Annotated in this window: 23 protein-coding genes; 15 read left to right on the top strand and 8 right to left on the bottom strand. The window is 70.8% G+C overall.

What is annotated here, in order from left to right; translation table 11 throughout:
- Window positions 1-65: 65 nt before the first annotated feature.
- Window positions 66-506, bottom strand: coding sequence for a tetratricopeptide repeat protein (locus OG381_RS43800; protein ID WP_443062067.1), 441 nt, complete (start codon window positions 504-506; stop codon window positions 66-68).
- On the bottom strand, window positions 506-1,615 hold the full coding sequence (locus OG381_RS43795; RefSeq protein WP_327721563.1) for an LLM class flavin-dependent oxidoreductase: 1,110 nt from the start codon (window positions 1,613-1,615) through the stop codon (window positions 506-508). Before OG381_RS43795 ends, OG381_RS43800 begins: the two co-directional genes overlap by 1 nt.
- 236 nt (window positions 1,616-1,851) lie before the next feature.
- On the opposite strand from OG381_RS43795, the gene OG381_RS43790 reads away from it, so the two are divergent.
- A complete protein-coding gene (locus tag OG381_RS43790) occupies window positions 1,852-2,223 on the top strand; it encodes a DoxX family protein (RefSeq protein WP_327721562.1) in 372 nt (123 codons plus the stop codon).
- Between the two features lie 47 nt (window positions 2,224-2,270).
- Here OG381_RS43790 and OG381_RS43785 read toward each other — a convergent pair whose 3' ends face one another.
- Both OG381_RS43785 and OG381_RS43780 read right to left on the bottom strand, forming a co-directional pair.
- Entirely contained in the window at window positions 2,271-3,590 is a 1,320-nt protein-coding gene (locus tag OG381_RS43785; protein ID WP_327721561.1) for a replication-associated recombination protein A, read from the bottom strand.
- Between the two features lie 302 nt (window positions 3,591-3,892).
- Window positions 3,893-6,256 (bottom strand): alpha-L-fucosidase, encoded by a 2,364-nt coding sequence (locus tag OG381_RS43780; protein WP_327721560.1) that lies wholly within the window; start codon window positions 6,254-6,256, stop codon window positions 3,893-3,895.
- Between the two features lie 198 nt (window positions 6,257-6,454).
- Between OG381_RS43780 and OG381_RS43775 the strand changes: the two genes are divergently transcribed.
- The gene (locus OG381_RS43775) at window positions 6,455-6,949 is read left to right on the top strand and encodes a carboxymuconolactone decarboxylase family protein (protein WP_327721559.1); all 495 of its coding nucleotides are present in this window, start codon (window positions 6,455-6,457) and stop codon (window positions 6,947-6,949) included.
- A gap of 320 nt (window positions 6,950-7,269) precedes the next feature.
- On the opposite strand, the gene OG381_RS43770 is transcribed toward OG381_RS43775, so the two are convergent.
- Window positions 7,270-7,737 (bottom strand): MarR family winged helix-turn-helix transcriptional regulator, encoded by a 468-nt coding sequence (locus OG381_RS43770; RefSeq protein WP_327721558.1) that lies wholly within the window; start codon window positions 7,735-7,737, stop codon window positions 7,270-7,272.
- Between the two features lie 148 nt (window positions 7,738-7,885).
- Here OG381_RS43770 and OG381_RS43765 point away from each other — a divergent pair, with 148 nt between their 5' ends.
- The 7 genes from OG381_RS43765 to OG381_RS43735 all read left to right on the top strand — a co-directional run bounded on the left by OG381_RS43765 (window position 7,886) and on the right by OG381_RS43735 (window position 14,733).
- Window positions 7,886-8,194 (top strand): GNAT family N-acetyltransferase, encoded by a 309-nt coding sequence (locus tag OG381_RS43765; RefSeq protein ID WP_327721557.1) that lies wholly within the window; start codon window positions 7,886-7,888, stop codon window positions 8,192-8,194.
- A gap of 11 nt (window positions 8,195-8,205) precedes the next feature.
- The gene (locus tag OG381_RS43760; RefSeq protein ID WP_327721556.1) at window positions 8,206-8,616 is read left to right on the top strand and encodes a (4Fe-4S)-binding protein; all 411 of its coding nucleotides are present in this window, start codon (window positions 8,206-8,208) and stop codon (window positions 8,614-8,616) included.
- A gap of 95 nt (window positions 8,617-8,711) precedes the next feature.
- Complete coding sequence (locus tag OG381_RS43755; RefSeq protein WP_327721555.1) at window positions 8,712-9,593, top strand: helix-turn-helix domain-containing protein; 882 nt, start codon at window positions 8,712-8,714, stop codon at window positions 9,591-9,593.
- Between the two features lie 233 nt (window positions 9,594-9,826).
- On the top strand, window positions 9,827-10,465 hold the full coding sequence (locus OG381_RS43750) for a (2Fe-2S)-binding protein (protein ID WP_327721554.1): 639 nt from the start codon (window positions 9,827-9,829) through the stop codon (window positions 10,463-10,465).
- 12 nt (window positions 10,466-10,477) lie between these two features.
- Entirely contained in the window at window positions 10,478-11,461 is a 984-nt protein-coding gene (locus tag OG381_RS43745; RefSeq protein WP_327721553.1) for an FAD binding domain-containing protein, read from the top strand.
- Window positions 11,458-13,650, top strand: a complete 2,193-nt coding sequence (locus OG381_RS43740) for a xanthine dehydrogenase family protein molybdopterin-binding subunit (protein ID WP_327721552.1) — start codon at window positions 11,458-11,460, stop codon at window positions 13,648-13,650. Before OG381_RS43745 ends, OG381_RS43740 begins: the two co-directional genes overlap by 4 nt.
- Before the next feature lie 81 nt (window positions 13,651-13,731).
- Window positions 13,732-14,733, top strand: a complete 1,002-nt coding sequence (locus OG381_RS43735) for an NAD-dependent epimerase/dehydratase family protein (RefSeq protein WP_327721551.1) — start codon at window positions 13,732-13,734, stop codon at window positions 14,731-14,733.
- Between the two features lie 35 nt (window positions 14,734-14,768).
- Here the strand turns inward: OG381_RS43735 and OG381_RS43730 are convergent, their stop codons facing one another.
- Both OG381_RS43730 and OG381_RS43725 read right to left on the bottom strand, forming a co-directional pair.
- Complete coding sequence (locus OG381_RS43730) at window positions 14,769-15,881, bottom strand: sensor histidine kinase (RefSeq protein WP_327721550.1); 1,113 nt, start codon at window positions 15,879-15,881, stop codon at window positions 14,769-14,771.
- On the bottom strand, window positions 15,878-16,627 hold the full coding sequence (locus OG381_RS43725) for a response regulator transcription factor (RefSeq protein ID WP_327721549.1): 750 nt from the start codon (window positions 16,625-16,627) through the stop codon (window positions 15,878-15,880). Before OG381_RS43725 ends, OG381_RS43730 begins: the two co-directional genes overlap by 4 nt.
- A 123-nt stretch (window positions 16,628-16,750) precedes the next feature.
- On the opposite strand from OG381_RS43725, the gene OG381_RS43720 reads away from it, so the two are divergent.
- From OG381_RS43720 to OG381_RS43710, 3 genes are read left to right on the top strand one after another with little or no spacing between them, the layout of a single operon-like run.
- Window positions 16,751-17,431 carry a glycosyltransferase family 2 protein gene (locus OG381_RS43720; protein WP_327721548.1) on the top strand — a complete coding sequence of 227 codons (681 nt, stop codon included), beginning with the start codon at window positions 16,751-16,753 and terminating at the stop codon, window positions 17,429-17,431.
- Window positions 17,428-18,096 carry a TIGR04282 family arsenosugar biosynthesis glycosyltransferase gene (locus OG381_RS43715; RefSeq protein WP_327721547.1) on the top strand — a complete coding sequence of 223 codons (669 nt, stop codon included), beginning with the start codon at window positions 17,428-17,430 and terminating at the stop codon, window positions 18,094-18,096. Before OG381_RS43720 ends, OG381_RS43715 begins: the two co-directional genes overlap by 4 nt.
- On the top strand, window positions 18,093-18,848 hold the full coding sequence (locus OG381_RS43710; RefSeq protein WP_327721546.1) for a class I SAM-dependent methyltransferase: 756 nt from the start codon (window positions 18,093-18,095) through the stop codon (window positions 18,846-18,848). The genes OG381_RS43715 and OG381_RS43710 overlap by 4 nt, the downstream gene beginning before the upstream one ends.
- Window positions 18,849-19,164: 316 nt before the next feature.
- Here OG381_RS43710 and OG381_RS43705 read toward each other — a convergent pair whose 3' ends face one another.
- A complete protein-coding gene (locus tag OG381_RS43705; protein ID WP_327721545.1) occupies window positions 19,165-20,427 on the bottom strand; it encodes a molybdopterin-dependent oxidoreductase in 1,263 nt (420 codons plus the stop codon).
- 114 nt (window positions 20,428-20,541) lie between these two features.
- Here OG381_RS43705 and OG381_RS43700 point away from each other — a divergent pair, with 114 nt between their 5' ends.
- The 3 genes from OG381_RS43700 (at window position 20,542) to OG381_RS43690 (ending at window position 25,807) form a co-directional block, all read left to right on the top strand.
- A complete protein-coding gene (locus tag OG381_RS43700) occupies window positions 20,542-21,873 on the top strand; it encodes a hypothetical protein (protein ID WP_327721544.1) in 1,332 nt (443 codons plus the stop codon).
- A gap of 63 nt (window positions 21,874-21,936) precedes the next feature.
- Window positions 21,937-23,832, top strand: a complete 1,896-nt coding sequence (locus tag OG381_RS43695) for an SMI1/KNR4 family protein (protein WP_327721543.1) — start codon at window positions 21,937-21,939, stop codon at window positions 23,830-23,832.
- Window positions 23,833-24,181: 349 nt separating this feature from the next.
- Entirely contained in the window at window positions 24,182-25,807 is a 1,626-nt protein-coding gene (locus tag OG381_RS43690; protein ID WP_327721542.1) for a TlrC/CarA/OleB/SrmB family ABC-F type ribosomal protection protein, read from the top strand.
- Window positions 25,808-26,050: the final 243 nt, after the last annotated feature.

The raw sequence follows: 26,050 nt of genomic DNA, 5'->3' as shown, positions 1-26,050 counted from the left end.
GTCAAGAACCTGCACGAAGAGGGGCACCGGATCATTCGGTGCCTCTCTTCCGCACACCCACCGCTTCAGGACTGGGAGTGCAGTTCACCCGAGAAGGCTGCGGCCATCCGCAGCCAGGGCGCCGCCTCGTCGCCACGCCCCTGGCGTTCCAGGGTGCGGCCCAGCATCAGGTGGGCGTAGTGCTCCACCGGATCGCGGTCGATGACCTGTCGCAACTGCTCCTCGGCACACCCCAGTTGGGCGGAGTGGTAGTAGGCGCGGGCCAGCAGCAGCCGGGGGCCGGTCTGCTCCGGAACCTCCTCGACGACGAGGGCGAGGAGACGGGCAGCGCCGATGTAGTCCCGTGCCTCGAAGAGCAGTTGGGCCCTCTCCCAGCGTTCCAGGACGCTCTCTTCGTGCGGCACGCCGGCGCCGTTGTCGAACAGGTGCAGAGCGCTGGCCCAGCGGTCGGGCGCGACTCCGTCCTGCGCAGGACAGTCGTTGAAGCCGTCGGTGTTGTCGGCCATCATGCTTCCCTTCCTGCCGGCTCGTGGACGAGGTCGGTGCCGCGGGTGGCGAGCAGCGAAGCGTGGGTGGGGGCGTCGGGCACATCGGCCGGCCGGCCCGCGGCGAACTCCTTGCGCAGCACCGGGACCACCTCCGCGCCCAGCATGTCGATCTGCTCCAGCGCCGCCTTGAGCGGGACTCCGCCGCCGTCCACTATGAACAGCTGGCGCTGGTAGTCACCGGCGTAGTCGCGGAAGGACAGCGTCTTCTCGATGACCTGCTCCGGGGTGCCGACCGTCAGCGGAGTCTGCTCCATGTACTCCTCCATGGGCATCCCGCCGCCCATCACCGGTGAGCGGTCGAAGACCGGGCGGAACTCGCGTATGGCGTCCTGGGAGTTGCGGCGCATGTAGACCTGGCCGCCGAGACCGACGATCGCCTGCTCCGCACTGCCGTGGCCGTAGTGCGCGTACCGGCTCCGGTACAGCTCGACCATCCGCTTGGTGTGGTCGGCCGGCCAGAAGATGTTGTTGTGGAAGAAGCCGTCGCCGTAGTACGCGGCCTGCTCGGCGATCTCGGGCGAACGGATGGAGCCGTGCCAGACGAAGGGCGGTACGCCGTCCAGGGGGCGCGGGGTGGAGGTGAAGCCCTGGAGCGGCGTACGGAACTTCCCCTCCCAGTTCACGACGTCCTCGCGCCACAGGCGGCGCAGCAGGGCGTAGTTCTCGATGGCGAGGCCGATGCCGTCGCGGATGTCCTTGCCGAACCACGGATACACCGGGCCGGTGTTGCCGCGGCCCATCATCAGGTCCACCCGGCCGTCGGCCAGGTGCTGGAGCATCGCGAAGTCCTCGGCGATCTTCACCGGGTCGTTCGTGGTGATGAGGGTGGTGGAGGTCGAGAGGATGAGCCTCTCGGTCTGCGCGGCGACGTAGCCGAGCATCGTGGTCGGCGACGAGGGCACGAACGGCGGGTTGTGGTGCTCACCGGTCGCGAAGACGTCCAGGCCCACCTCCTCGGCCTTCAGCGCGATGGCAACCATCGCCTTGATCCGCTCATGCTCGGTCGGCGTACGGCCCGTGGCCGGGTCCGTGGCGACGTCACCGACGGTGAAGATGCCGAACTGCATCGTGATCAGCCTTCCATCAAGTTGATACATCAACCAGGACACCGTAACGCACCCACCGCTCATCCGTATTCCGGCTGCCGGCCGCCGACTTCCCCCTGCCCGCGCCCCACCCACGGACTCTTTTAGTTGACACATCACCCGCGTTTCCCTATGTTCCTCGTGACAAATCCGTTGACGAAGCAACCAAAAGGCCACGACCCCGCCCGGGCACGGCCACACCGGAGGGAACCACCCCCATGTACATCACCGCTGCGGTCCTCAGCGTGCTGCTCGCCCTTGTGGCGCTGGCCGCCGGCACGCCGAAGGCAATGCTGAAGGGCGACGTGTCCGCGGGGCTCCAGTCCCACATGGGCCTGAGCGCCGGGCTGGTCCGCTTCATAGGGCTGGCCGAGGCCGCCGCGGCCGTGGGCCTGGTCGTGGGGCTCTTCTGGCAGCCTCTGGGCATCGCCGCCGCCGTCGGCTTCGGGATCACGATGATCGGCGCGGTGGCCTTCCACACCAAGGCCGGTGACTACGCCGATCCCGCCACGCGCGGAAACGCCATGGCCCCCATCATCCTCGCGCTGGTCTCCGCGGCGACCGCCGTCACCCTCGTCCTGGCCATGTGAGCCGTCGTGCCCTGACTGTTTCCGTTCAGGTGCCTGTGCGCAGGCCGTCAGTCGGCGGAGTCGGGGCGTTTGCTGCGCAGGGCCGACCACCGGTCCAGTCGGCGGCGGACCTGCTCCTCGTAGCCGCTCCCCGTGGGGTGGTAGTAGGTCTCGCGGTCCATGCCCTCGGGGAAGTAGTCGGCGCCGGAGAACCCCTCCGGAGTGTCCGGGTCGTACTGGTAGCCCTCGCCGTAACCGATGTTCTTCATGAGCCGGGTCGGCGCGTTGAGGATGTGGAGCGGAGGCATCAGGGAGCCGGTTCGGCGGGCGCGCTGCTGTGCGGCGCCGAACGCCCGGTACACCGCGATGGACTTGGGGGCGGTCGCCAGATGGACCACGGCCTGCGCGATGGCCAGCTCGCCTTCGGGTGAGCCGAGACGCTCGTACACGTCCCAGGCCGCCAGGGCCTGTTGAACAGCCTGGGGATCGGCCATACCGATGTCCTCGTTGGCGAAGCGTACGAGGCGGCGGGCGATGTACAGGGGGTCTTCGCCGCCGTCGAGCATGCGGGCGAGCCAGTACAGGGCCGCGTCGGGGTCGGAGCCGCGCATCGACTTGTGCAGCGCCGAGATCAGGTTGTAGTGGCCCTCCTGGGACTTGTCGTACAGCGGAGCCCGCCGCTGGATCTGCTGGGCGAGAGCGGAGGTGTCCAGCGGCGGTGTGCCCTCGGGCAGCGCCTGGAGCTGCTCGGCCATGTTGAGCAGGAACCGGCCGTCGCCGTCCGCCATGGCCATCAGGGCCAGGCGGGCCTCGTCGTCCAGCGGCAGTTCGCGCCCGGACAGCTCCTCGGCGCGTGCGATCAGGGTGCCCAAAGCCGTGTCGTCGAGGCGTTTGAGGACGAAGACCCGGCAGCGGGAGAGCAACGCCCCGTTCAGCTCGAAGCTGGGGTTCTCGGTCGTGGCCCCGACGAGGGTGACCGTGCCGTCCTCCACGTAGGGCAGGAAGCTGTCCTGCTGGGCGCGGTTGAACCGGTGGACCTCGTCGACGAACAGCAGCGTTCCCTGGCCGATCTCGCGCCTGCGCCGGGCCGCTTCGAAGACCTTCCTCAGATCCGCGACACCGGAGAACGTGGCCGACAGCGGCTCGAAGGCCAGCTCGGTCCGCTGCGCCAGGAGCCGGGCGACGGTGGTCTTCCCGCATCCGGGCGGCCCCCACAGGATCGCCGACACCAGCCGCCCCTGCTCCACCATGCGCCCGAGGGGGGCGTCGGGCGCGAGCAGGTGTTCCTGCCCGACGACGTCCTCCAGGGTGCGCGGCCGCAGCCGGTCGGCCAGCGGGCGCTGCGTGTCCTCGTCGAACAGGGGCAGTGCTTGTGCTTCGTGCTTCATCGACGGGTCCTTGGCTCCTGGCCTCACGGTGGATGTGGAGAGCGGCCGGGTCTGACGAAGGGCCGTCCCCGCATGATCAGCGCGTGCGGCGGCACCGGCAACACGACGACGGTGAGCCCGGCGCTCCCCATCCTTCCCTCACGGACGACGATCCGCTCCGCAAACTGCGGACACATGATGGTCGACTGAAGACACCCATCGGGAACGGAACGGAGTTCCTGGAGCCGTGGCCCCGGACCGGTGTCCGCGAGCAGCGTTGTGCCGTCGCGGCCACCGGTCGGGCTCAGGATGTCCCTCGGTTCTCAGGCACGCCAGTGCACTTTGAAGACCCACGCGTGCTGCCCCGCCCTGCGTGCGGCTTCGGGGACGTCGATCACCAGCGCCCCGTTGCTGACGGTCCACGTCAGGGGTCGGCCGTGGCCGAGCATCGTGACCTTGTCGCCGGCGCGGATCGGGACCGGTGCTTGGACGGTGAGCTTGGCGCCCGGCCTGGCCAGGGAGTGGATGTAGAAGGCCTCGTCCGGGCGGACGGTGAACCGCAGGTCCTCGCCCAGTTCGGCCATCCGGGACCAGTACGTGGTGTCGTAGATCGCCTCTCCGTTGGTACGGAGCCAGCGGCCTGTCTCACGCAGCCGGGTCTGCATGATCTCGGGGATGGTGCCGTCGGCGCGCGGGCCGATGTCGAGGAGGAAGTTGCCGTTCTTGGAGACGATGTCGACGAGGCTGTGCACGACCTCCTCGGTCGTCATGTAGGCGTTGTCCGGGGTCGCCTTGTTGTACCCGTAGCTGAACGGGTCCAGTCCGCGGCTGGACTCCCACTTGGCGACGACCGTGTTGTCGTACGTCGTGTACTCGGGGGTCGTGAAGTCGTGGAAGCCGATGCCCGAACGGTCGTTGACGGTGACCTCGATGGGCCGGGCGCGGTTCTTCGCGTGGTTGAAGTACTCGGCCAGGACGTGAAGGCTGTCGTTGGCGCCGCCGATGTCGCACCAGATGAGCTCCGGGTCGTAGCCCCGGATCAGCTCCAGCATCTGCGGGGCCTGGTAGTCCTTCACGAAGTCCTTGCCCCCGGTGTAACCCGTGTAGGGCACCGGCTCCTGGGTGTACGGATTGCGCGGGGCGTGACCCATCCAGGGGTTGTCCGGGTTGAACCACTCGGGCATGGAGAAGTAGAGCCCGCGGTGGAGTTCGGGGGTGTAGCGGCGGGAGGCGTCGAAGAGTTCCTTGACGAGATCCCGTTTCGGGCCCATCTTCACGGAGTTGCGGTCGGAGACCTTCGTGTCCCACAGGGCGAAGCCTTCGTGGTGTTTCGAGGTCAGCACGTGGTACTCCGCGCCCGCGTCCCGGAACAGTTCGACCCAGGCGCGCGGATCGAACTTCTCCGCCGTGAACATCGGGATGAAGTCGTCGTAGGAGAAGCTCTCACCGTACGTCTCGCGGTGGTATCCGTAGACGGCGTTCGCCGGGTCCTGCATGTGGTTCCAGTACCACTCGGCGTACTGCTTGCCGACCGGCGACCAGGCCGGCACCGAGTAGACGCCCCAATGGATGAAGATGCCGAACTTGGCGCCCTGGAACCAGTACGGCGCCTGGTGGCCGGAGAGCGAGGACGCGGTGGGCTGGTAGTCGGCGACGCCGAGCGTCAACCGGCCCTTCTGCGCGGCGACTTGGCTTCCGCGTCCGGTGACGGTCACCGAGCCGTCGCGGACCGTGCCGGGGGCGGTGCCCGCACGGTTGCGGATGCCCACGCGGACGCGGGCCTGCTCACCGGGGTCCAGGCGGCGGACTCGGGCGACCTCGACGGTCCGGGCTCCCGGAACCTCCACGCCCACCGACACGCCGTCCGCGGCCAGGACGGAGACCGTCCCCGCGTTGATGACGGTGGCCTCGATGCTCTGGGCGCCGGACGACTCCAGCAGCGAGTTCGTGGACCGGGCCCCGCGCAGGGCCAACGCGCGCCCCTGGGCGGCAGGTTGCAGGGACAGCGCGAACACATGGAGCGACGCCTTGTCCGCCTGTGCCGGGTTCGTCACCGGGAGCGTGATCGCCACGGCTTCGCGCCGCGGGTCGAGCCACAACTCCGACGTGCCGATGCCCACACGGTGTTCGTCCTTGGTGCCGTCCGGTGTGTAGCGGTACGGCACCGACAGCGATCCGCCCGTCGCGTACCAGTCGGATCCGCCGAGGGGGGCGGTCGTAATCGAGCCGTCCGCGTAGTGGACCGTGGCCTTGCCGGAGGCGTTTCCATAGCTGCCCGCGGTGAGGAAGAGAGCCGAGAGGTAGCGGCCTTTGGGCAGTTCTACGCGCTGGCCGAGCGCGACGACATTGTTCTTCCCGCCCGCGTCCGAGGCCGGGAAGACAAAGGCCACACCATCGACTTCGACACGGCCTGCGGGAAGTTCCTCGCCCGGGAACGTGTAGCCCGAACCGTCGAAGTCGCCGCCCCGTGCGGAGGCGGTGTCGACGCCGTCGTTGTCGTAGAGGGAGTCGAGGGGAACGGGGACGGGGTCGGGGACGGGAGCCCACGGCCCGGCGGACTCGGCGAGCGGCTCGACAGCGAGTGGTTCGACAGCGTGTGCGGCGGTGGCTGAGGCAAGGGGAAGGGCCGCAGCGGCGGCGACTCCGGCCGCGGTGCCCAGGACCTGACGTCTCGGATACGTACTCATGAGCGGCTCCAATTCATCGGATGTCTGATGATTGAATGGACTCACCACGCTGTCAACTGCCCTGACAGAGCTGAAGTTTGAGATACAGGTCGGATATAGGTCGGATGAAAGGACCCTGCTGGAACGTAGTTGTCGCATCAACTACGATGTCATGATCATAGAACGACAACCACAGCGAGCAGACAACGAGCGGGAGACATGCGGATCTTCATCGACAAACAGAGCCCCAAGGCCTTCCACGCCCTGCGGCAAACGGCGGAAGCGGTGCGGACGGTTGCCGCCGAAGCGGGGTTCGACCGCGCCGCTGTCGAACTGATCAACCTCCGCGTGTCGCAGATGAACGGCTGCGCCTACTGCCTCGACACCCACACCAGGGCAGCCCTGCGCGCGGGTGAGTCGACGCAACGACTGGGAGTGCTGGCCGCCTGGCGGGACACCGAGATGTTCTCCCCCACGGAGCGCGCGGCCCTTGCACTGGCCGAGGCCACGACCCACCCCACCGATGCCATGGCACAGGAAACCGCCTACGAGGCCGCTCGACAGGTGCTCACCGATGACCAGATCTCCGCTGCGATATGGGTGGCGGTCACCATCAACGCGTTCAACCGGGTCTCGATCATGAGCAAGCACCCGGTACGGGCGAATCGAGATGCTCCGGGAGGAAAGAGCGGCATCCCACTGTCCGATGGGTGATGCGGCTCGCGCCGGTGCCTGAAGCGACCTTGCCCTCGGGCTGCCCGCTCACCGCGGGGTCGCGCCCAGTCAGTTCGACTCGAACTTCGAGGCGTTCTCGGACAGCCAGTCGTCGAAGCTCTTCAGCGCCGGGTTGATCTCCCGTACCCGGTAGAAGGTCGTATTGAGGAAGGTGGTCGGCACTCCGGCCTGGTGACCTCCAGCGTCGACCAGACCACGTGCCGCAGTCCGGTGGCCGCGGGGCCCGCCCAGAGCGTCGATCTCCGCCAACTCCCGCGCCGCCGAACCGTGCGACCTTCGAGTCGAGGTCGACGGGGCGATCAGGACGGATCCATCTCCAGCCGACCGAGGATGCGTTCACAGAGAACGGTGAGCGTGTCGAGTTCTTCGGGGCTGAGCGGGTCGATGACCAGCCTGCGCACAGTGGTGACGTGATGCGGGGCGGCCGCCTCGATCGCCGCGCGACCGTCGGGGGTGACGACCACATGGACACCGCGCCCGTCCTTGGGGCAGAACTCCTGGGCAACCAGGCCGCGCTTGGCCATGCGGCGGAGGTGGTGGGACATACGGCTCCGCTCCCATTCCACCGCGTTGGCCAGGTCCTGGAAGTGCCGCAGGCCGTCGGGCGCGTCGGTGAGGGCCACAAGAACGACGTAGTCCGCCGTGGACAGACTGCCGCAGTCCTGCAATGCGCGCGCCAGTGCGCCGGGGAGCTTCTGATGCACACCGATGAAGGCCCGCCAGGCACGCTGTTCGGACGGGGTGAGCCAGCCTGATTTCCGCTTCATGCAAAGCCACTCTAGTCGATGGTTGACACGTCACCCTCGACTCACGGCAAGGCTGCGGTAGAGGTTGACCGATCGATCCTCGCCAGGGTATTTTGTTGATGTATCAACAAGTAATGGATCGCAGTTTGCCGGATTCCAAGGAGAACACGTGACGGTCAAGGTGATCGACCAGCCCGATGCGCGCCGCTACGAGGCCACGGTGGACGGGCAGTCGGAAGTCGCGGGCTTCTCGCAGTACCTCCGGACACCGGAACTGATCGCCTTCCTGCACACGGAGGTGCGGCCGGAGTTCGAGGGCCGTGGGGTCGGTTCGGCGCTGGCTCGGACCTCTCTCGACGAGGCACGCGCCGCGGGGCTGAGGGTCCTTGCCACGTGTCCCTTCTACGCGGCCTGGATCGGCCGCCACCCCGAGTACGCCGACCTGCTGTACCAGGCCCGGAGCAAGGTCAGCGACTGAGGGAGATGGGCATGAGCGGCACATCCCAGAAGAAGGCCTACAAGGCGCCGGAGATCACCGTGACCTTCGAGTCGAGGCGCTGCCTGCACGCCGCCCGGTGTCTCAACGGCTTGCCCGAGGTCTTCGACGTGAACGCGCGTCCGTGGATCCGGCCCGACGGCGCCCCGGCCGACCAACTGGCAGAGGTGGTGCGCCGCTGCCCCTCGGGTGCGCTGCGGTACGAACTGCAAGATGGCGGGAGAGAGACTCCGGACCGGCCCACCCGCATCACCCGGACTCCTGACGGACAGCTGGTCGTACGTGGCGACCTGTCGCTGGACACCCAGGAAGGGACGGACAGCGAGACCAGGGCCGTGCTGTGCGGCTGTGGGGCCAGCCGGATGCAGCCGTACTGCGACCACGCCGGCCCCTGCGGCCGGTAGCACCGGAGGCACGCGGGAAAAGCCGGGAGATCCATCCAGAGAGTGATTCGTCCTGGGAGGAAATTCTCCCCCCTTTCCTCAGTGCGTTCGGTGTCATGCTGAAAAGCATGACCGGCAACGTTCCCCTTAATGAGCTGGGAGAATTCCTCAAGAAGCGCCGCGCCGAGCTGAGCCCGCGCACGGTCGGCCTGCCCGACAGCGACCGGCCCCGCCGGGTCGCCGGGCTGCGCCGCGAAGAGGTCGCCCAGCTCGCCAGCATCAGCACCGACTACTACATGCGCCTCGAACAGGGGCGTATGCAGGCCTCTGCTCCGGTCCTGGACGTCCTGGCCCGGGTCCTCCGTCTGGACGACGACGAGCGCGGCTATCTCTTCCAGCTCGCGGGCAAGACCACCACCCGCACCCGGCGCCGCGGCCGCCAGAAGGTCCAGCCACAGCTGCAGCGGGTCCTGGACGACCTCACCGCCACGCCCGCGATCGTGCAGGGCCGCCGCGGCGACATTCTGGCCTGGAACCCGCTGGCCGCCGCGCTGGTCACCGATTTCTCCCGTGTCCCGGAAAAGCACCGCAACTATCCCCGGATCCAGTTCACCGAACCGGCCATGCGCACCCTGTACGCGGACTGGGAGACCTCGGCGCAGATCTCCGTGGCGCAGCTGCGGATGGAGGCCGCGAAGTATCCCGAGGACCCCCGCCTCATCGAGCTGGTCGGCGAACTGTCCACGCGCGACCAGCAGTTCGCCAGGTGGTGGGCCGACCATCGAGTCGCGTCCCGCACCGTGGGCACGAAGACCCTCAACCACCCGGTGGTCGGCGAACTCGTCCTGGACTGGGACACCCTCACCGCCAACACCGACCCCGACCAGCACCTGACCGTCTGGACCGCCGCGCCCGGCTCCCCCACCCATGAGCGGCTGAGCATCCTCGCCTCCTGGGCCGCCGACCAGAACCTGCCCGCGTCCCCGCCGCTCACCTGACCGTTCAACTCGGCTGCCGACGCCATGTACCGCGCCGGCCGCGGTCCCCGTGGTCGAGAAAACCAAGGGGGGACAAAACTCTCCCAGTCACAGCCGTTGCTCACGATGCCAGACTTCCCGCATCAACATCCGCACCAAGGCCTGCGGCCGCCAGGTCTGCGGAAACGACGATCCCCCCACTCCTGCCGTGCTGTTCCGCATGGCCGATCCGTCCGTGATGCGAAGGCATGCCTATGTCTCTTGACCTCCCTGAATCCGCTGTTCCTCCCCCCACCCGCGCCGACGAGTCCTCCTCGGCGCCCACCCGGCGCACCTTCATCGCCACCAGTACCGCGGTCGGCGGTGCCGTCGTCGCGGGAGGAACCTTCCTCGCCGCGCCGCAGGAGGCCAGTGCCGCGGCCGCCTCGCCCTCCAGCCGCGTCTCCCTGACGGTCAACGGCACCCGGCGCACCGTGACGGTCGACAACCGCACCTCGCTGCTGGACCTGTTGCGCGAGCACCTGGACCTGACCGGCTCCAAGAAGGGCTGCAACGCCGGTGCCTGCGGGGCCTGCACCGTGCTGGTCGACGGCCGGCGGGTCAACTCCTGTCTGACGCTGGCCGTGCGGCTGGAAGGCGCCGAGGTCACCACCATCGAGGGACTGGCCAAGGGCGACCGACTCCACCCATTGCAGCAGGCGTTCGTCGACGAGGACGCCTTCCAGTGCGGCTACTGCACGCCCGGCCAGATCATGTCCGGCGTCGGCTGCATCCAGGAGGGCCACACCGGCTCACCGGAGGAGATCCGGGAGTACATGAGCGGCAACATCTGCCGCTGCGGCTGCTACGTCAAAATCGTGCGCGCGGTCGAGCAGACCGCCGCCCGGAAGTAAGGGAAACAGCCTGTGCACCCCTTCGCCTACACCCGTGCCTCCGGCACCCGGGAAGCTCTCAACGCCGGTCGCGACGGCGGGCGTTACATCGCCGGCGGCACCACGCTGGTCGACCTGATGCGTGAGACCGTCGAACACCCCGAGACACTCGTCGACATCTCCGGCCTGCCCCTGCGCGAAGTCCTCGTCACCCAGCAGGGCAGCCTGCGGATCGGCTCCCTGGTACGGATGGCCGAGGCCGCCGCCCACCCCGCGGTACGCGCCGCCTATCCGGTCGTCTCCCAGGCCCTGGAGCTCAGCGCCTCGGCCCAGTTGCGGAACATGGCCACCATCGGCGGCAACATCATGCAGCGCACCCGCTGCACCTACTTCCGCGACGTCACCGCCGACTGCAACAAGCGCGAGCCCGGCTCCGGTTGTGCTGCGCTGCACGGCGTCAACCGCTCCCACGCGATCCTGGGCACCTCCGACGCCTGCGTGGCCACCCACCCATCCGACGTCGCCGTGGCCTTCGCGGCACTGGAGGCGCGCGTGCACCTGCTGGGTCCGGACCGACGCGAGCGCAGCGTGCCGTTCGCCGAATTCCTGCTGCGGCCCGGCAGCACCCCTCACCGTGAACAGGCCATCCGGCAGGGCGAGTTGATCACGGCAGTGGAGATTCCCGCCCTTCCGCAACCGCTGAAGTCGGGTTATCTGAAGGTACGCGACCGCCAGTCCTACGAGTTCGCGCTCACCTCGGCCGCCGTGGCACTGCACATCCGCGGTGGAACGATCCGCGAGGCCAAGGTCGCCGCCGGCGGCGTGGGCACCGTCCCGTGGAAGCTGCCCGCGGTCGAGCGGGCCCTCATCGGCCGACGCCCCTCGGACGCCCTGTGGACCGAGGCCGCTGAGAAGGCGACGGAGGGGGCACGCCCCCTCACGCACAACCGCTTCAAGGTGGCTCTTCTGAGGCGGACCGTCGAACGCCAGCTGCGCATCGTGGGAGGAACCAAGTGAGCCCCCAGCCACAGGCGGCCGTGGGTGCGCCGCTGTCCCGGGTGGACGGCCGCCTGAAGGTCACGGGTCAGGCGAAGTACGCCGCCGAGTTCGACGCCGAGGGGACGGCGCACGCCGTCATCGTCGACGCGAGCATCGGCCGCGGCCGCGTCACCTCCATCGACACCGGTGACGCCGAGGCCCACCCGGGCGTGCTGCGGGTGATCCATCACGGCAACGCGCCGACACTGCCGTACCGCGACAACCCGGGGTCGAACAATCTGCCCGGGCGCAAGGTGCGGGTGTTCCAGGACGACCGGGTGCTCTTCCACGGCCACCCGGTCGCCGTGGTGGTGGCCACCACCCTGGAGGCCGCGCAGCACGGCGCGAGCCTGGTGAAGGTCGGCTACGCCGCCGAGCGGCCCTCGACCGACCTCGCCGAGGGCGAGCCGGGTGAGCCGGCCTCCTACGCGCGCGGTGACGTGGAAGCCGGACTGCGCGACGCGGACGTACGGCTGGACCTGACCTACCGGCTGGCGCGCAACCACCACAATCCGATGGAGCCACACGCCACGATCGCCCGCTGGGACGGCAACCGGCTCACCGTGTGGGACAAGACCCAGTGGGTGCCCGGCACGCAGCTGGAACTCTCCACGGTGTTCGATGTGCCGCTGGACGACGTGCGGGTCATCAACCCGTTCGTCGGGGGCGGCTTCGGCAGCGGGCTGCGCTGCTGGCCGCACACCGTGGTCGCCGCGCTGGCCGCACGGGAGACGGGCCGTCCGGTCAAGCTGGTCCTGACCCGCAGGCAGATGTACTTCGGCACCGGCTTCCGGCCCTCCTACGACTACCGGCTGAGCGTCGGCGGCGACCGCAACGGCCGTCTGGTCGCCGCCGACCACCGGATCGACGCGGAGACCTCGTCGTTCGAGACGTTCACCGAGGCCGTCATGTCACCCGGGCAGATGCTCTACAGCACACCCAGTGTCCGCCAGGCCTATCGGACGGTGCCGCTGGATGTGAACAGCCCGATCTGGATGCGCGGTCCCGGCGCCGCCACAGCCGTCTACGCCGTCGAGTCGGCCATGGACGAACTCGCCCACGAGCTCGGCATCGACCCGATCGAGCTGCGCCGCCGTAACGAGCCGGCCCAGGACCCCTCGAACAACGCGCCGTTCTCCACGCGCCGGCTGCTGGAGTGTTACACCACCGGCGCCCGCGAGTTCGGCTGGAACCGCCGTAGAGCGAAGCCCCGCTCGACGCGCGACGGCGACTGGCTGATCGGCATGGGCATGGCCTCGGGCGTCTACCACACCGGCGTCGCCCCGGCCCGGTCCCGTGGTCGCCTGAACGCCGACGGCACGGCGGTGATCGAGTCCGCCACCAGCGACATGGGCCCGGGCACGTACACCGCCCAGACCCAGGTCGCCGCCGACGCGCTGGGACTCGCCGTGCGCGCGGTCGACTACCGGCTCGGCGACTCCCGCTATCCGCAGACCCCGCCGCACGGCGGCTCGATGACCATGGCCAGCGTCGGCTCCGCCACCCTCGAGGTCTGCAACAAGCTCCGGCAGCAGGCGATCCGACTCGCCGTCGAGGACGAGAAGTCGCCACTGCACGGGGTGCCGGCCGACCACATCGTGGTCCGGGGCGGCCGACTGCACGTGCAGGGGAACCCGGCACGCGGTGAGACGTACCAGCGACTGCTGACCCGTAACGACCGCGAGCGGCTCGAAGCGAACACCTCCTTCGACCCGCCGCGGGGCGAGCAGTTCTCCATCAGCGCCTACAGCGCCACCTTCACCGAGGTGGCCGTGGACGCGACGCTGGGTCTGGTGCGGGTACGGCGAATGCTGTCCGTGTACGACGCGGGCCGGATCATCAGCCCCAAGCTCGCCGACAGCCAGGCGCTCGGCGGCATGGTGGGCGGCATCGGCGCGGCCCTGCTGGAGCACACGGTCACCGACCACCGTGACGGCCGGATCGTCAACGCCAACCTCGCCGACTACCTGGTCCCGGTCAACGCCGACATCCCCGATCTCAGGGCCATCTACCTCGACGGCGAGGACATGCACGCCGACGCGCTCGGCGTGAAGGGCCTTGCCGAGCTGGTGATCTGCGGCGTGGCGCCCGCCATCGCCAACGCGGTGTTCAACGCCACCGGCCGCCGGGTGCGTGAACTGCCCATCACGGCAGAGGCCCTGCTCTGACGCCGCCTCGGCTTCTTACGGAGTCGTGACGTGCGGGCGCGGTCCCGCTCTTCCGCGCGCCGCCGGACCTAGCGTGGCCGTATGCGTGTACTGGTCACCGGCGGTGCCGGGTTCATCGGGTCCCATGTCGTCGAGGCGCTGGCGGCGCGCGGGCACGAGCCGATCGTGTACGACGTCCGGGCCGATCCCGGCGCCGACGTCCGCGATCCGGCTGCGGTCGCCCGCGCGCTCGCCGGTGTGGACGCCGTCTGCCACCAGGCGGCCATGGTCGGGCTCGGCAACGGGGTCGCCGACGCGGCAGAGTACGTGGCGCACAACGACCTCGGCACCGCCGTACTGCTCGCCGCCATGGCGGAGGCCGGCATCGGGCGTCTGGTGCTCGCCGGGTCGATGGTGGTCTACGGAGAAGGGCGCTACGAGTGCCCGCGGCACGGTGTCGTACGGCCCGGGCCGCGTGCCGTCGCCGACCTGGACGCAGGGCGGTTCGAGCCGCCGTGCCCGGAGTGCGGGGCGGACCTGTCCCCCGGTCTGGTCGGCGAGGACACCGCGGCCGATCCGCGAAACGTGTACGCGACGACCAAGCTGACCCAGGAGCACCTGGCCGCCGCCTGGGCCCGCTGCACCGACGGCTCAGCGGTGTCGTTGCGCTATCACAACGTGTACGGGCCGGGCATGCCCAGGGATACGCCGTACGCCGGGGTGGCCTCCTTCTTCCGGTCCGCGCTCGCCCGCGGTGAGGGACCGCGGGTGTTCGAGGACGGTGCGCAGCGCCGGGACTTCGTAAATGTGCAGGACGTGGCGGCGGCCAACGTGGCGGCGCTGGAGGCGTCGTCGGCCGCGGGCGTGCTGACGGCGTACAACACGGGCAGCGGTGACCCGCACACCGTGGGCGAGATGTCGCGGGCCCTGGCCGCCGCGTACGGCGGGCCCGAGCCGGTCGTCACGGGCGAGTACCGGCTCGGCGACGTACGGCACATCACCGCCGACTCCGCCCGGCTGCGGGCCGATCTCGGGTGGAAGCCGGAGGTCGCCTTCGCGGACGGAATGGCGGAGTTCGCACGCGCCGGGATGCGCACCGTGTAGAACTGCGGTGCCACAGACCGGTGGTGCTGCCCGCATCAGGAAGCGGCGGCGGGCAGCACCACCTCGAAACGACAGCCGCCGGGGATGTTGCGTACGGTGGCCCGCCCCTGGTGGGCCTCGACGATCCCCCGGACGATGGCAAGCCCGAGGCCCGCTCCGGCCGGCGGTGTCCGGGCGTGCGTGCCGCGCCAGCCGGTGTCGAAGACGCGGGAGAGGTCCTCGTCGGGGATGCCGCCGCAGCCGTCCGTCACCGACACCACCACTCCCTCGGGCGAGCGCTCGGCGGCGACGGCGACCGTACCGTCGGCCGGGGTCCGGCGAATGGCGTTGACCAGCAGGTTGCCCAGGACCCGGCTCATCTCCTTGGCGTCCACCTCGACCGGCAGCATCTCGACATGCCCGCCCACCAGCCGCACCCCGTACTCCCGGGCGAGCGGGTCGGCCCCTGCCAGCGCGTCGCCGATCAGGTCGTAGAGCGAGATGCGGGCGTAGGACAGCGGCAGCGTGCCGGCGTGGATGCGGGAGAGTTCGAAGAGGTCGCCGACCATGTCGTTGAGGCGTTCCACCTCGGTGCGCATCTGCCGGAGGTAGCGGGTGGGGTCGGCGGCGACGCCGTCCTCCAGCGCCTCCGACATGGCGCGCAGACCGGCCAGCGGGGTGCGCAGATCGTGCGAGATCCAGGCGACGAGTTCACGCCGGGACGCCTCCAACGCCCTTTCCCGTTCCCGGGATTCGGCGAGTCTGGCGCTGGTGGCCGCCAACTCCCGGCTCAGGTGTTCCAGTTCGGCGGTCGCGGGGACGCCCGGGGCGGCGAAGTCCCCGCCGTCGCCGAAGGAGCGTGCCGCCACGGCGAGTTCACGGCTGCGCGCGACCACCCAGCGGCCCAGGAGGAGCGCGGTGGCCAGCGAGACCACGGCCGCCATCGCGACGACCGTCGTGACGACGGTCAGGTCGTGCGGGGACAGGAACATCGCCCACGCCACGGCGAGTGTGCCCGCCAGCATCGCGACGATCCCGACGGCCGCCACCACGGCCAGGGACGCGGTCAGTGAGCGGCGCCGGACCACGCGCAGTACGGCCGCTCCGGCCAGCCCGGTGGCGGCGGCGCCGGCGAAGGCGTACAGGGCTATCAGCAGCGTGTCGTTCACGATCCGCTCTCCTCATCCGTGGATCCCGCGGATCCCGTGGGATCGAAGCGGTAGCCCACGCCCCAGACCGTCTGGATCAAGCGGGGGCGGGCCGGGTCGTCCTCGACCTTGCCGCGCAGGCGGCGGACGTGGACGGTGACGGTCGACAGATCGCCGAAGTCCCAGCCCCACACCTCCCGCATCAGGTCCTCGCGGCTGAACGCCCGTCCCGGATGCCGCAGGAAGTAGGAGAGCAGGTCGAACTCGCGCAGGGTGAGGGCGAGTTCGGTGTCGTTCTTGGCCGCCCGGCGGGCCGCGGGGTCGACGGTCAGGCCCGCCGCGCCCAGCCGTGCGCCGCCGGTGGCGGGCCTGCTGCGACGCAGTACCGACTCCACGCGCAGCACCAGTTCGCGGGGGCTGAACGGCTTGGTGACGTAGTCGTCGGCGCCCACTTCCAGGCCCAGGATGCGGTCGTCCTCGTCGCCGCGGGCGGTGAGCATGATGACCGGGACCGGTCCTTGGCCGCGCATCCGGCGGCAGACCTCCAGGCCGTCCATGCCGGGCAGCATGAGATCGAGCACGACCAGGTCGGGCCAGTGCGCGGCGGCACGGTCGAGGGCCGTCGGACCGTCGTCGGCGCGGTCGACGGCATAGCCGGCGCGGTCGAGGTATCCGGCGACGACCTCGGCGACGGTGGGGTCGTCGTCGACCACGAGGATCCGGGTGGGACCGCTCGCGCTCTCTTCTTGCTGGTAGGGCTGCTGCATGCCCCCAGCCTGGCACCACGCCGCCCCCGTTGACGTGCCCGGGTGCCTCCGCGGCCTTCGATGTCCGCGTTTCGTAAGGAGCAGGTGTCCGTTATGCCCGATCCTCGTTCGTAGGGTGAAACGGTGACAACGACACCTTCCGACGTCGACGTGGTGCTGCCCTGTCTGAACGAGGCCAAGGCCCTGCCCTGGGTGCTCGAACGGATCCCGCCGGGCTGGCGCGCCCTCGTCGTCGACAACGGTTCCACCGACGGCTCCGCCCGCATCGCCGACGCCCTCGGCGCGACCGTCGTGCACGAGCCGCGCCGGGGCTTCGGCGCCGCCTGCCACGCCGGGCTGCTCGCCGCCACCGCCGACGTGGTGTGCTTCTGCGACTGCGACGCCTCCCTGGACCCCTCCCTCCTCGTGCCCTTCGTCGAGGAGATCCTCAGCGGCGAGGCCGACCTGGTCCTCGGCCGACGCCGTCCGCAGGGCCGGGGCGCGTGGCCCCCGCACGCCCGCGCCGGCAACCTCGCGCTCGCCCGCATGCTGCGCCGCCGCACCGGGCTGCGCCTGCACGACCTCGGCCCCCTGCGCGCCGCCCGCCGGAAGCCGCTGCTCGACCTCGATCTCACCGACCGGCGCAGCGGCTACCCCCTCCAGATGGTCGTCCGCGCAGCCGACGCCGGCTGGCGGATCACCGAACACGACGTGCCCTACCTGCCGCGCACCGGGGCCTCGAAGGTGACGGGCACCTGGCGCGGCACCTGGCAGGCCGTCCGGGACATGAGCCGGGTGCTGGCCGACGGAAGGACCGCACGGTGACCACACTCCTCGTCATCGCCAAGGAACCCCTGCCGGGGCGGGTGAAGACCCGGCTGACCCCGCCGTTCACGCCGCGCCAGGCGGCGGCCCTGGCCGAGGCGTCTCTCGCGGACACCCTGCACGCCGTGGCGGCCACGCCCGCTTCCCGCCGCCTTCTCGTCCTCGACGGCAGGCCCGGCCCCTGGCTGCCGCCCGGCTTCGACGTCGTACGGCAGTGCGCGGGCACTCTGGACCAGCGGCTCGCGGACGCCTTCGCGCACTGTGCGGGGCCGACCCTGCTCATCGGCATGGACACGCCTCAGGTGACCCCCGCGCTGCTCGCCGCGGACTTCGCCGACTGCGACGCCCTGTTCGGTCCGGCCGAGGACGGCGGCTTCTGGGCACTGGGACTGGCCGAGCCCGACCCCGCCTTGCTGCGGGGCGTACCCATGTCGACCCCGGTGACCGGGGCGGTGCAGCGCGAGCGGCTCGTCGCGGCCGGACTGCGGGTACGGGACCTGCCCCGGCTGCGGGACGTGGACACCGCCGCCGACGCCGAGGCGGTCGCCGCGCTCGCCCCGCACGGACGGTTCGCGGCGCGGCTGGCCCGGTGCGCACCGACCGCTGCGGAGCCCGCGTCACCGTCAGGCACCGGGTCCGCCGCGCGTTCGGGCACCCGCCGATGAGCAGCCCGCCCGTCACGGCTCGCGCCTGGGCGAGTGCCGATCCCTACGCCGCGGCTCTGCGCACCGGGCGCGGCCCGCTGTTCCTGCGCCGCGACGACGGCTGGCTGCTGCCGCTGGAGGTGGAACGCTGGTGCGCACGCGCCGACGAGGTGGACCGGGACGTGCTCGACCGGTGCGAGGGCAACGTGCTGGACGTGGGCTGCGGCCCCGGACGGCTGGTGGCGGAACTCGCCGGCCGGGGCCGGGCCGTCCTCGGCATCGACGTCAGCCAGGCCGCGGTCGAGCACACCGTGCGCCTCGGAGGTCAGGCACTGCGGCGCTCGGTCTTCGAGCCGCTGCCCGGCGAGGGCCGTTGGGACACCGTCCTGCTCATGGACGGCAACGTCGGTATCGGCGGTGACCCACGCGCCCTGCTGGACCGGGTGGCCGCCCTTCTCAGGCCCGGCGGCCTGCTGATCGCGGAGACCGCACCGGTGGAGGTCGACGAGCGCGTACAGGTGGCGGTCGTCGGCCTCATCGACAGCGGTGAGGCCGACCTCCCCTTCCCCTGGGCCCGGCTCGGCACGCGGGCCCTGCTCGCGCACGCGCAGGGCTGGCGGCGTGCCGGTCAGTGGACCGCGGGCGGACGGTGCTTCGCGGCGCTGCGCAACCGTAGCGCCAGCAACAGCGCCGACCCGGCGAACAGCATGGCGGTGATCAGCAGCCAGCGCGCCGCGAAGCCGTCCGGCGACAGGCCGGTGGCGGATCGGTAACGCCGGTCCACCATCCCGCTGATCAGCGGGAACCACACCAGCAGAAGCAGCGCGGACAGCGCGGCCGGCACCCGCACGTACATCACCCACGCGCGGCGGCCGGCCGCACCGAGCCCGCGGACCAGCGCCCGGTCGAGCACCGCGTACACCGGAAGCAGCACCAGGTCGTGCAGCAGGGCCGCCCCCACCAACCACAGCGCCACACCGAACCAGTCGCCGTCGAGGAGCCGCACACCCGCATAGGCGGCGAGTGCGAACGAGCAAACGAGCAGCAGGAGTTGAAAGGGACTTCCGACAGGAATCCGCGGTCGGCGCATCACAGGTCTCCGAACGTCAGCCGGGCCACCCACTTGGTGTTCAGGACACCGGGCGCGGCGGGCACGATGATCCGGGCCGGGTGGCCGTGGTCGGGGGACAGCTCCTCGCCGTTGACGTACAGGGCGAGCAGGGACCGCGGGTCGGCCACCTGGTTGGCGCGCAGGGCCGCCTTGCGGAACGATCCGCGCTGCTGGAGGGATTCGACGAAGACGTCCGGCGGGTCGTCCTCGTAACCGACGAGCGCCGCCAGGTCGCGCAGCCGCACTCCGCGCCACCACTGGTCCGAGGTCGACCAGCCCTCCACGCAGGCGATGGGCAACGCGGCGCTGTGCAGCGGCAGTTCGGCAAGCTCTGCCCGGCTGAGGCGGACGGTGCCCGTGCGCCCGGTGACGACGAGCCGCCACGCGTCCTCGCCCGTCTGCGCGGGGGTGACCCCGGCGTAGGCGGCGGTCTTGTTGATCTGGAAGCCGTTCGGGCCGCTGCCGGGGTCACCGGCGCCATGCGGTGCGAGCAGGGCGGTACGCCGCAGCGGTCCGTCGAAGCTCTGCCCCACCGTCGTGGCGAACAGCAGCAGCGAGCCGCCCCCGACGAACCCCAGGGCGCCCCGCCGGGAGACGGTCGGCTCGGTGGGGCGCGGGGAAACCAGGTCGTCGCGCTCCTCCCGCAGCTGCCGCAGATTCCGCAGCGCCATCGGCAGCTTCAGCACCGCGTGCGCGGTGAACGCGGCGAAGAACACCCAGGCGCCGTAGAAGTGCAGCCGGTAGAAGGAGCCGGGAAAGATGTAGTCGAGCTGGACGTTGAGCACGCCCGTCACGAACTCGAACAGTCCTCCCCCGACCAGGAGCAGCAGCGAGATCCGTTCCAGGGCGTGGGTGAGGGATCGGGCGGGCGGCAGGGTGAACAGCCTGGGCACCACCGACCACAGCTTGGCCAGCAGTACGGGGATCAGGGTGACGCCGAGGGTGACATGGACGCCCTGGTTGAGCCGGTACAGCCAGTGCGGGCCGGTCGGCCAGGAGAAGAGGTAGAAGCCGAGGACCCCCTTGTCCGGGGTCTTGTCGTTCACCGGGGACAGGTCCGGGTTGTAGGCGGCGTAGGAGACCAGTCCCGTCACGAACAGCACCGTGATGCCGACGAGCAGGACCAGACCCAGCACCGAGGTGAACCAGGGGCCGCGCAGCGCACTGCGCCAGAAACCGGGCGAGGACGGCAGCCGTGGGTCCGCTCGCAGGGAAAGGCGTGGGATGTCGGGGTCGCGCATGGCCCGACCGTAGGCCCGGAGCACCCCAGGAAAGGGTGCGCAACCCATGACGAAACGCTGACGTCCGGCCCGGGAGACGGCAAACGGCCGACCGGCCCGCCTAGCGTTCTTTGCGTGACCCGCTCCCTTCGCCGTGACCTGTACGCCGCCGGGGCCGCCGCGGCGCTGGTGACCGCCGCCGTGCTCATCGGCCGGCACATCCAGCACACGCACCACACCCTGTTCGTCGACTGGCCCCCGCTCCTGGCGTTCTGGGACCCCCACCTGGGCCCCGGCACCCCGGCCGCCGTCCTCGTGGCGACCGCCACCGTGGTGTACGGCCCCGCCCTCGCGGCCCGGCTCCCCTTCCGTGCCCTGCTCACGCTGGCCTGGGCCACGGCCATGGCGTGGATCTGGTCCCTCGCCCTGATCGACGGCTGGCACCGGGGCGTCGCGCGCAGGCTCACCACGCGCTACGAGTACCTCCAGGTCATCGACCGCTTCCACGACATCCCCGCCGCCCTGCGGGACTTCACCCACCACATCCTGCTCGGCTCCCCCGACCACTGGCCCGCCCACGTCGCCGGCCATCCGCCCGGCGCGACGCTCACCTTCGTCCTGCTGGACCGGATCGGGCTGCGGGGCGGCGGCTGGGCCGGGGCGTGGTGCATCACGGTCGGGGCGGCCGCCTGCGTGGCCGTACTGGTCACGATCCGCGCGCTGGCCGACGAACGGCGGGCGCGGCACGCAGCACCGTTCCTGGTCCTGGCGCCGGCCGCCGTGTGGATGGGCACCTCGGCCGACGCGTACTTCGCGGCGGTGGCCGCCTGGGCGGTGGCGCTGCTGGCCCTGGCGATCACCCGGCGGTCCCTGGGGTGGGCGGGGGGTTCGGGGCTGCTGTTCGGCCTGACCTGCTATCTGTCCTACGGCCTGACGCTGGTCGCGCTGATCGGGGCCGCGGTGCTTGTGCTCGGCAGACGGGAACTGCGGGAGCGCCCGGCCGTGTTGGTGCCGCTGCTCGCCGGAGCGGCCGTGGTGCCGGCGGCGTTCACGCTCGCCGGGTTCGACTGGTGGGAGGCGTACCACCTGCTGGTCACGCGCTACTACCAGGGCGCGGGCGGCATCCGCCCTTACGGCTACTGGGTGTGGGCCAACCTGGCGTGCGCGGTGCTGATCACCGGCCTGGCCACGGCGGCGGGCCTGCGGCGGACGGGCGCGCTCCTGTTGCGGCATCGCACCGGCAGCCGCGCCGACGTCCGCCTCGGCGTTCTCGTGGCCGCCGCGCTTACCGCCCTGCTGGTCGCCGACCTGTCCGGCATGAGCAAGGCGGAGACGGAACGCATCTGGCTGCCCTTCGCCCTGTGGCTGTACCCGGCGTGCGCGTTCCTCCCCCACCCCCGTGCCTGGCTCGCCGCCCAGGCGCTGCTCGCCCTGCTCCTCAACCATCTGCTGCGCACCGGGTGGTGACCCCCGCGCAGGCGCCCGGAGGCGGCACCGGGCGTTGTCAGTGCCGGATGACACCATCCGGACATGAGTGGTGAGGCTTTCAACTGGCACGATTTCCTGGGACGTTGGCAGGAGGAGTGGGTCCCGCGCGACGACCTGGACGAGGAAGAGGACGACGGGCAGACCGCCGGCCTGGGCCGGCCCGGGGCGGACGAGGCGGTGATCGCCGCGGCCGAGGAGCGGCTGGGGCGGCGACTGCCGACTTCGTACCGGGAGTTCCTGGCCGTGAGCGACGGGTGGCACGTCGAACAGGCGGCCGGGATCTATCAGCTCGGCGGCGCCGCGGACATCGACTGGTTCCGCGACCTGTACGACATGACCCCGCTGTACGAGGAGAGCCTGGGCGACAACCCGCGCGAGGAGGACGTCCTGCTGGCCGGGATGTGGCGGCGGGCGCTCCGGCTGGAGACGGACTCCGACATGTCGCACGCGCTGCTCGACCCGGGCGACACCGACCAGGACGGCGAGTGGGCGCTCTACGTCTACAAGGGCTGGGGTGGTGAACTGCCGGACCGCTACCCGTCGTTCCGCGCGTACATGGAGGCCATGTACCGCGGCTTCCACGGGGACCGGGCCCACAGATCCGACTTCGTGAACGCGACCACGCGCGTCCAGGACGCCCACGTGAAGGACGCTGCCCTGCTGGCCCTGCAAGGACGGTACGAGATGGCACTGTCCCTGCTGGAGGAGGCGCGGTCCTTCGGACGGCCGGGCAGCGCCGTCCTGCTGAACCAGCTCCGGCATCTGCTGGCTCCGCGCAGCCCCCGGGATTACGGCAACCTGGTCGACGACCCGCGTTACCTGGCCGAGATTCTGCCTGTGGAGGCCCTGACGCCGGCACGCGGCGAATGGCGGCTGGGCGGGGACGACCACTGGCTCGGGATGATGGCCGCGCGCGGAGCGGCCCGCCAGACCGCCCAGGCCGTACTGGGCGCGCTGCGGGACGGCACCCATCAGTACGCGCCTCCCGGTCCCTGGGGGCAGGCCGTCGCCGAGGCCCGGGAGGCGGCTCGCTGGGGAGCGACCGACGCCGCGTGGCGGATGCTGCGGGACGCGCTTCCGCGGTGGGAGACACCCGGGCCCGCGCTGCTCTCCCCGATCGGCCTGCTCGCCGATCCGGTCCTCGGCCCGCTGGTCACACCGGAGCGTGGGCGGGAAATCCTCGCGACACCGCGCTCCGGGCAGACGGGACCTGTTCCGGAACCGGTGCCCGACCTCGACCCGCCGGGTCTCGGGTGGCTGACGGAGACCACGGCGAACCGGCAGTCGTCGGACGGATACCGCTGTGTCTGGGTCGAGGGGATGGACCCTGCCGGCCTGCCCGCCCTGATCGGTGAGGAAGGCGCCGAACTGAGCGGGCCCACGGATCCGCGCAGGGCGGCGTGGCAGGCACGCAAGCCCCATGAGCGGGAAGGGGTGGAACTCTGGGAGGACCGGCCCGTGGTCGCCGCCGGCCGCACCGCCGAAGCGTGGGCCTTCGCCTTCGACGGCCACTCCCACCACCATCTGACCAGGCTGTTCCTGTCCCCCGCCCGAAGGGCCTCCTCGGCCGGTCGCGCCGTGGTGGTGTGGCGCGACCCGAGGATCTCGTCCCCGGGTGAACGCTCAGCGGCGTTTCATCTGTCGGTGGCCGAACAGGGCGAGGAGCTCTACGCGTTCACCGTGCGGGGCACGGAGATCGAGCGCTCCGGGGCGATACCCGACGCACTGGATCCCGCACGGCTGTTCCGCCCGGACGACACCGAGCTGGACTGCGAACTGCGGGCGCTGGAAGCCCTGCACACCGAACTCGGGCTCTCACTGCCCCGATTCGCGCTGACCCAAGGCAGTCTTCACACCTTCACGACCTGCTCCTGGACCCGCGCGCCACGCACGGGCGAGGGCTTCTCGTACGTCAGGGTCGGAGGGTTCGGGCACTGACCGCGGGCTGACGTAGCCACACGGGCCGCTTCCGCTTGGGCCGTTCGGCCCTGCTTCCCGCCCGCACGGCCCATAGGACCCTCGGCGGGCCCGGAAGACCATGCCGGAGATGACGTGGGCCGACCACCGCACGCCCCTGCGGGGTCGCCCACGTCAGCAACCGCCAACAAGGCGAGACGTATCGTCTTGCCATTCTCGTTGTCGTGCCGTACCGTCCTGCACATGGGTTCCCTGTGAGACAGCCGGCGCCAACCGCGTAGAGCACCGCTCCGCGATCGCGCGCCTCGCGTGCAGCCATCCACCCCGATCCCGCCCCGGGCTCAAACCCGCGCGGCCAGGAGGGACCCCTGTGCACACCTCACAACTCACCCTTCACCACGTCACCAAGCGCTACCCCGGCCGCACCGTCCTCGACCAGGTCTCCTTCACGCTCAAGCCGGGCGAGAAGGCCGGACTCATCGGCGACAACGGCGCCGGCAAGTCCACCCTCCTCCGGCTCATCGCGGGGCAGGAGAGCCCGGACAGCGGCGAGTTGACCGTGGTCGCCGCCGACGGCATCGGCTATCTGCCGCAGAGCCTCCCCCTGGCCCCGACCGCCACCGTCCAGAACGCCGTCGACCTGGCCCTCGCCGACCTGCGCACCCTGGAGGCGCAACTGCGCCAGGCCGAACAGGATCTGGGCGACAGCGAGGACCCGGCGGAACTCGCCGCGTACGCCCACCTCCTCGGGCGCTACGAGGCCCGGGGCGGCTACGACGCCGACCACCGGGTGGACATCGCCCTGCACCACCTCGGCCTGCCCGCCCTCCGCCGTGAACGCCAGCTCGGCACCCTGTCCGGCGGCGAGCGCTCCCGGCTCGCCCTGGCCGGCGTCCTCGCCGGCCGCCCGGAACTGCTGCTTCTGGACGAACCGACGAACGACCTGGACGATCAGGCCGTCGAGTGGCTGGAGGCACAACTGCGGGCGCACCACGGCACGGTGCTCGCGGTCACCCACGACCGCGTCTTCCTGGAACGCCTGACGAAAACGGTCCTGGAGGCCGAGGCCGGGAAGGTCACCCGCTACGGCGACGGCTATGCCGGCTACCGCACGGCGAAGGCGGCGGAGCGCCACCGCCGGCTCCAGGAGTACGGGCGGTGGCGGGACGAGCTGGCCCGCAACGAGCGGCTGGCCGCCGGCCACGCCCTCGGCCTCGACGCCATTCCGCGCAAGGCACCGCTGGCCAACTTCGGCCACGGCGGCTTCCGCACCCGCGGCCGCGCCCACGGCGCCATGGCCCGTATCCGCAACGCCCGCGAGCGGGTCGAGAGGCTGACCGCGAACCCGGTGACACCGCCGCCGGACCCGCTGATCTTCCGGGCGCGGATCGAAACGGCAGGGCAAGCCGCGGAACTCCCGGCCGTCGAGCTGTCGGACGTACACATCGCAGGCCGTGTCCACCTGGACTCCCTCACTCTCGGCCGCAGCGGCCGACTGCTGGTCACCGGCCCCAACGGCGCCGGCAAGACCACGCTGCTGCGCCTCCTCGCCGGTGAGTTGCGACCGGACAAGGGCTCGGTGCGAGTGCCGGGCCGGGTGGGTCATCTGCGCCAGGACGAGACGCCGTGGCCGCCGGACCTGACGGTGACCGAGGCATTCGGGCTGGGGCGCGAAGGCTCCGCCGACGAGCACGCGGACGCCCTGCTGGCCCTCGGCCTCTTCGACCCGGCACAACTGCGCTTGCGCATGGGTGAGTTGTCGTACGGCCAGCGCCGCCGCGTGGATCTGGCGCGGCTGGTCTCGCACCCCGCCGAGCTCCTGCTGCTCGACGAGCCGACGAACCACCTCTCCCCGGCGCTGGTCGAGGAACTGCAGGAGGCGCTCACCGGCTATCCGGGGGCGATCGTGCTGGTCACCCACGACCGCGCACTACGGACAGGGTTCCAGGGCGAGCGTCTGCGACTGCCCGGGCCGGTGAGAATGCCGACGAGGTGACGGACGCGTCCTCCGGGTCCAGGCAGAAGGATCGATAGGCCACACCTATACGGGGCATCGATCGGCGCGGGCATCCTCACCCGCGACGTCGGCGGCACCGCCTCCACGGAGGACGTCACCAAGACACTCATCGACGCGCTCGACGCCTGACCTCGCTACCTGGGAACCCTCGAGGCGCTCCCTACACATTCCTCCCTACACATTCGGAGAAAAACCGTTGGACAGGGAATGAATTTCCGGACC

It is taken from the genome of Streptomyces sp. NBC_00490 (assembly GCF_036013645.1).
GTDB lineage: Bacteria > Actinomycetota > Actinomycetes > Streptomycetales > Streptomycetaceae > Streptomyces > Streptomyces canus_F.
The sequence above is the reverse complement of the archived record's forward strand: the minus strand, read 5'-3'. Positions and strand labels throughout refer to the sequence as shown.

Bases quoted from the DNA above. Each gene is read 5' to 3' on its own strand.
- OG381_RS43800 (WP_443062067.1), bottom strand. From the start codon at position 506: ATGGCCGACAACACCGACGGCTTCAACGACTGTCCTGCGCAGGACGGA.
- OG381_RS43795 (WP_327721563.1), bottom strand. From the start codon at position 1,615: ATGCAGTTCGGCATCTTCACCGTCGGTGACGTCGCCACGGACCCGGCC.
- OG381_RS43790 (WP_327721562.1), top strand. From the start codon at position 1,852: ATGTACATCACCGCTGCGGTCCTCAGCGTGCTGCTCGCCCTTGTGGCG.
- OG381_RS43785 (WP_327721561.1), bottom strand. From the start codon at position 3,590: ATGAAGCACGAAGCACAAGCACTGCCCCTGTTCGACGAGGACACGCAG.
- OG381_RS43780 (WP_327721560.1), bottom strand. From the start codon at position 6,256: ATGAGTACGTATCCGAGACGTCAGGTCCTGGGCACCGCGGCCGGAGTC.
- OG381_RS43775 (WP_327721559.1), top strand. From the start codon at position 6,455: ATGCGGATCTTCATCGACAAACAGAGCCCCAAGGCCTTCCACGCCCTG.
- OG381_RS43770 (WP_327721558.1), bottom strand. From the start codon at position 7,737: ATGAAGCGGAAATCAGGCTGGCTCACCCCGTCCGAACAGCGTGCCTGG.
- OG381_RS43760 (WP_327721556.1), top strand. From the start codon at position 8,206: ATGAGCGGCACATCCCAGAAGAAGGCCTACAAGGCGCCGGAGATCACC.
- OG381_RS43755 (WP_327721555.1), top strand. From the start codon at position 8,712: ATGCTGAAAAGCATGACCGGCAACGTTCCCCTTAATGAGCTGGGAGAA.
- OG381_RS43750 (WP_327721554.1), top strand. From the start codon at position 9,827: ATGTCTCTTGACCTCCCTGAATCCGCTGTTCCTCCCCCCACCCGCGCC.
- OG381_RS43735 (WP_327721551.1), top strand. From the start codon at position 13,732: ATGCGTGTACTGGTCACCGGCGGTGCCGGGTTCATCGGGTCCCATGTC.
- OG381_RS43725 (WP_327721549.1), bottom strand. From the start codon at position 16,627: ATGCAGCAGCCCTACCAGCAAGAAGAGAGCGCGAGCGGTCCCACCCGG.
- OG381_RS43710 (WP_327721546.1), top strand. From the start codon at position 18,093: ATGAGCAGCCCGCCCGTCACGGCTCGCGCCTGGGCGAGTGCCGATCCC.
- OG381_RS43705 (WP_327721545.1), bottom strand. From the start codon at position 20,427: ATGCGCGACCCCGACATCCCACGCCTTTCCCTGCGAGCGGACCCACGG.
- OG381_RS43695 (WP_327721543.1), top strand. From the start codon at position 21,937: ATGAGTGGTGAGGCTTTCAACTGGCACGATTTCCTGGGACGTTGGCAG.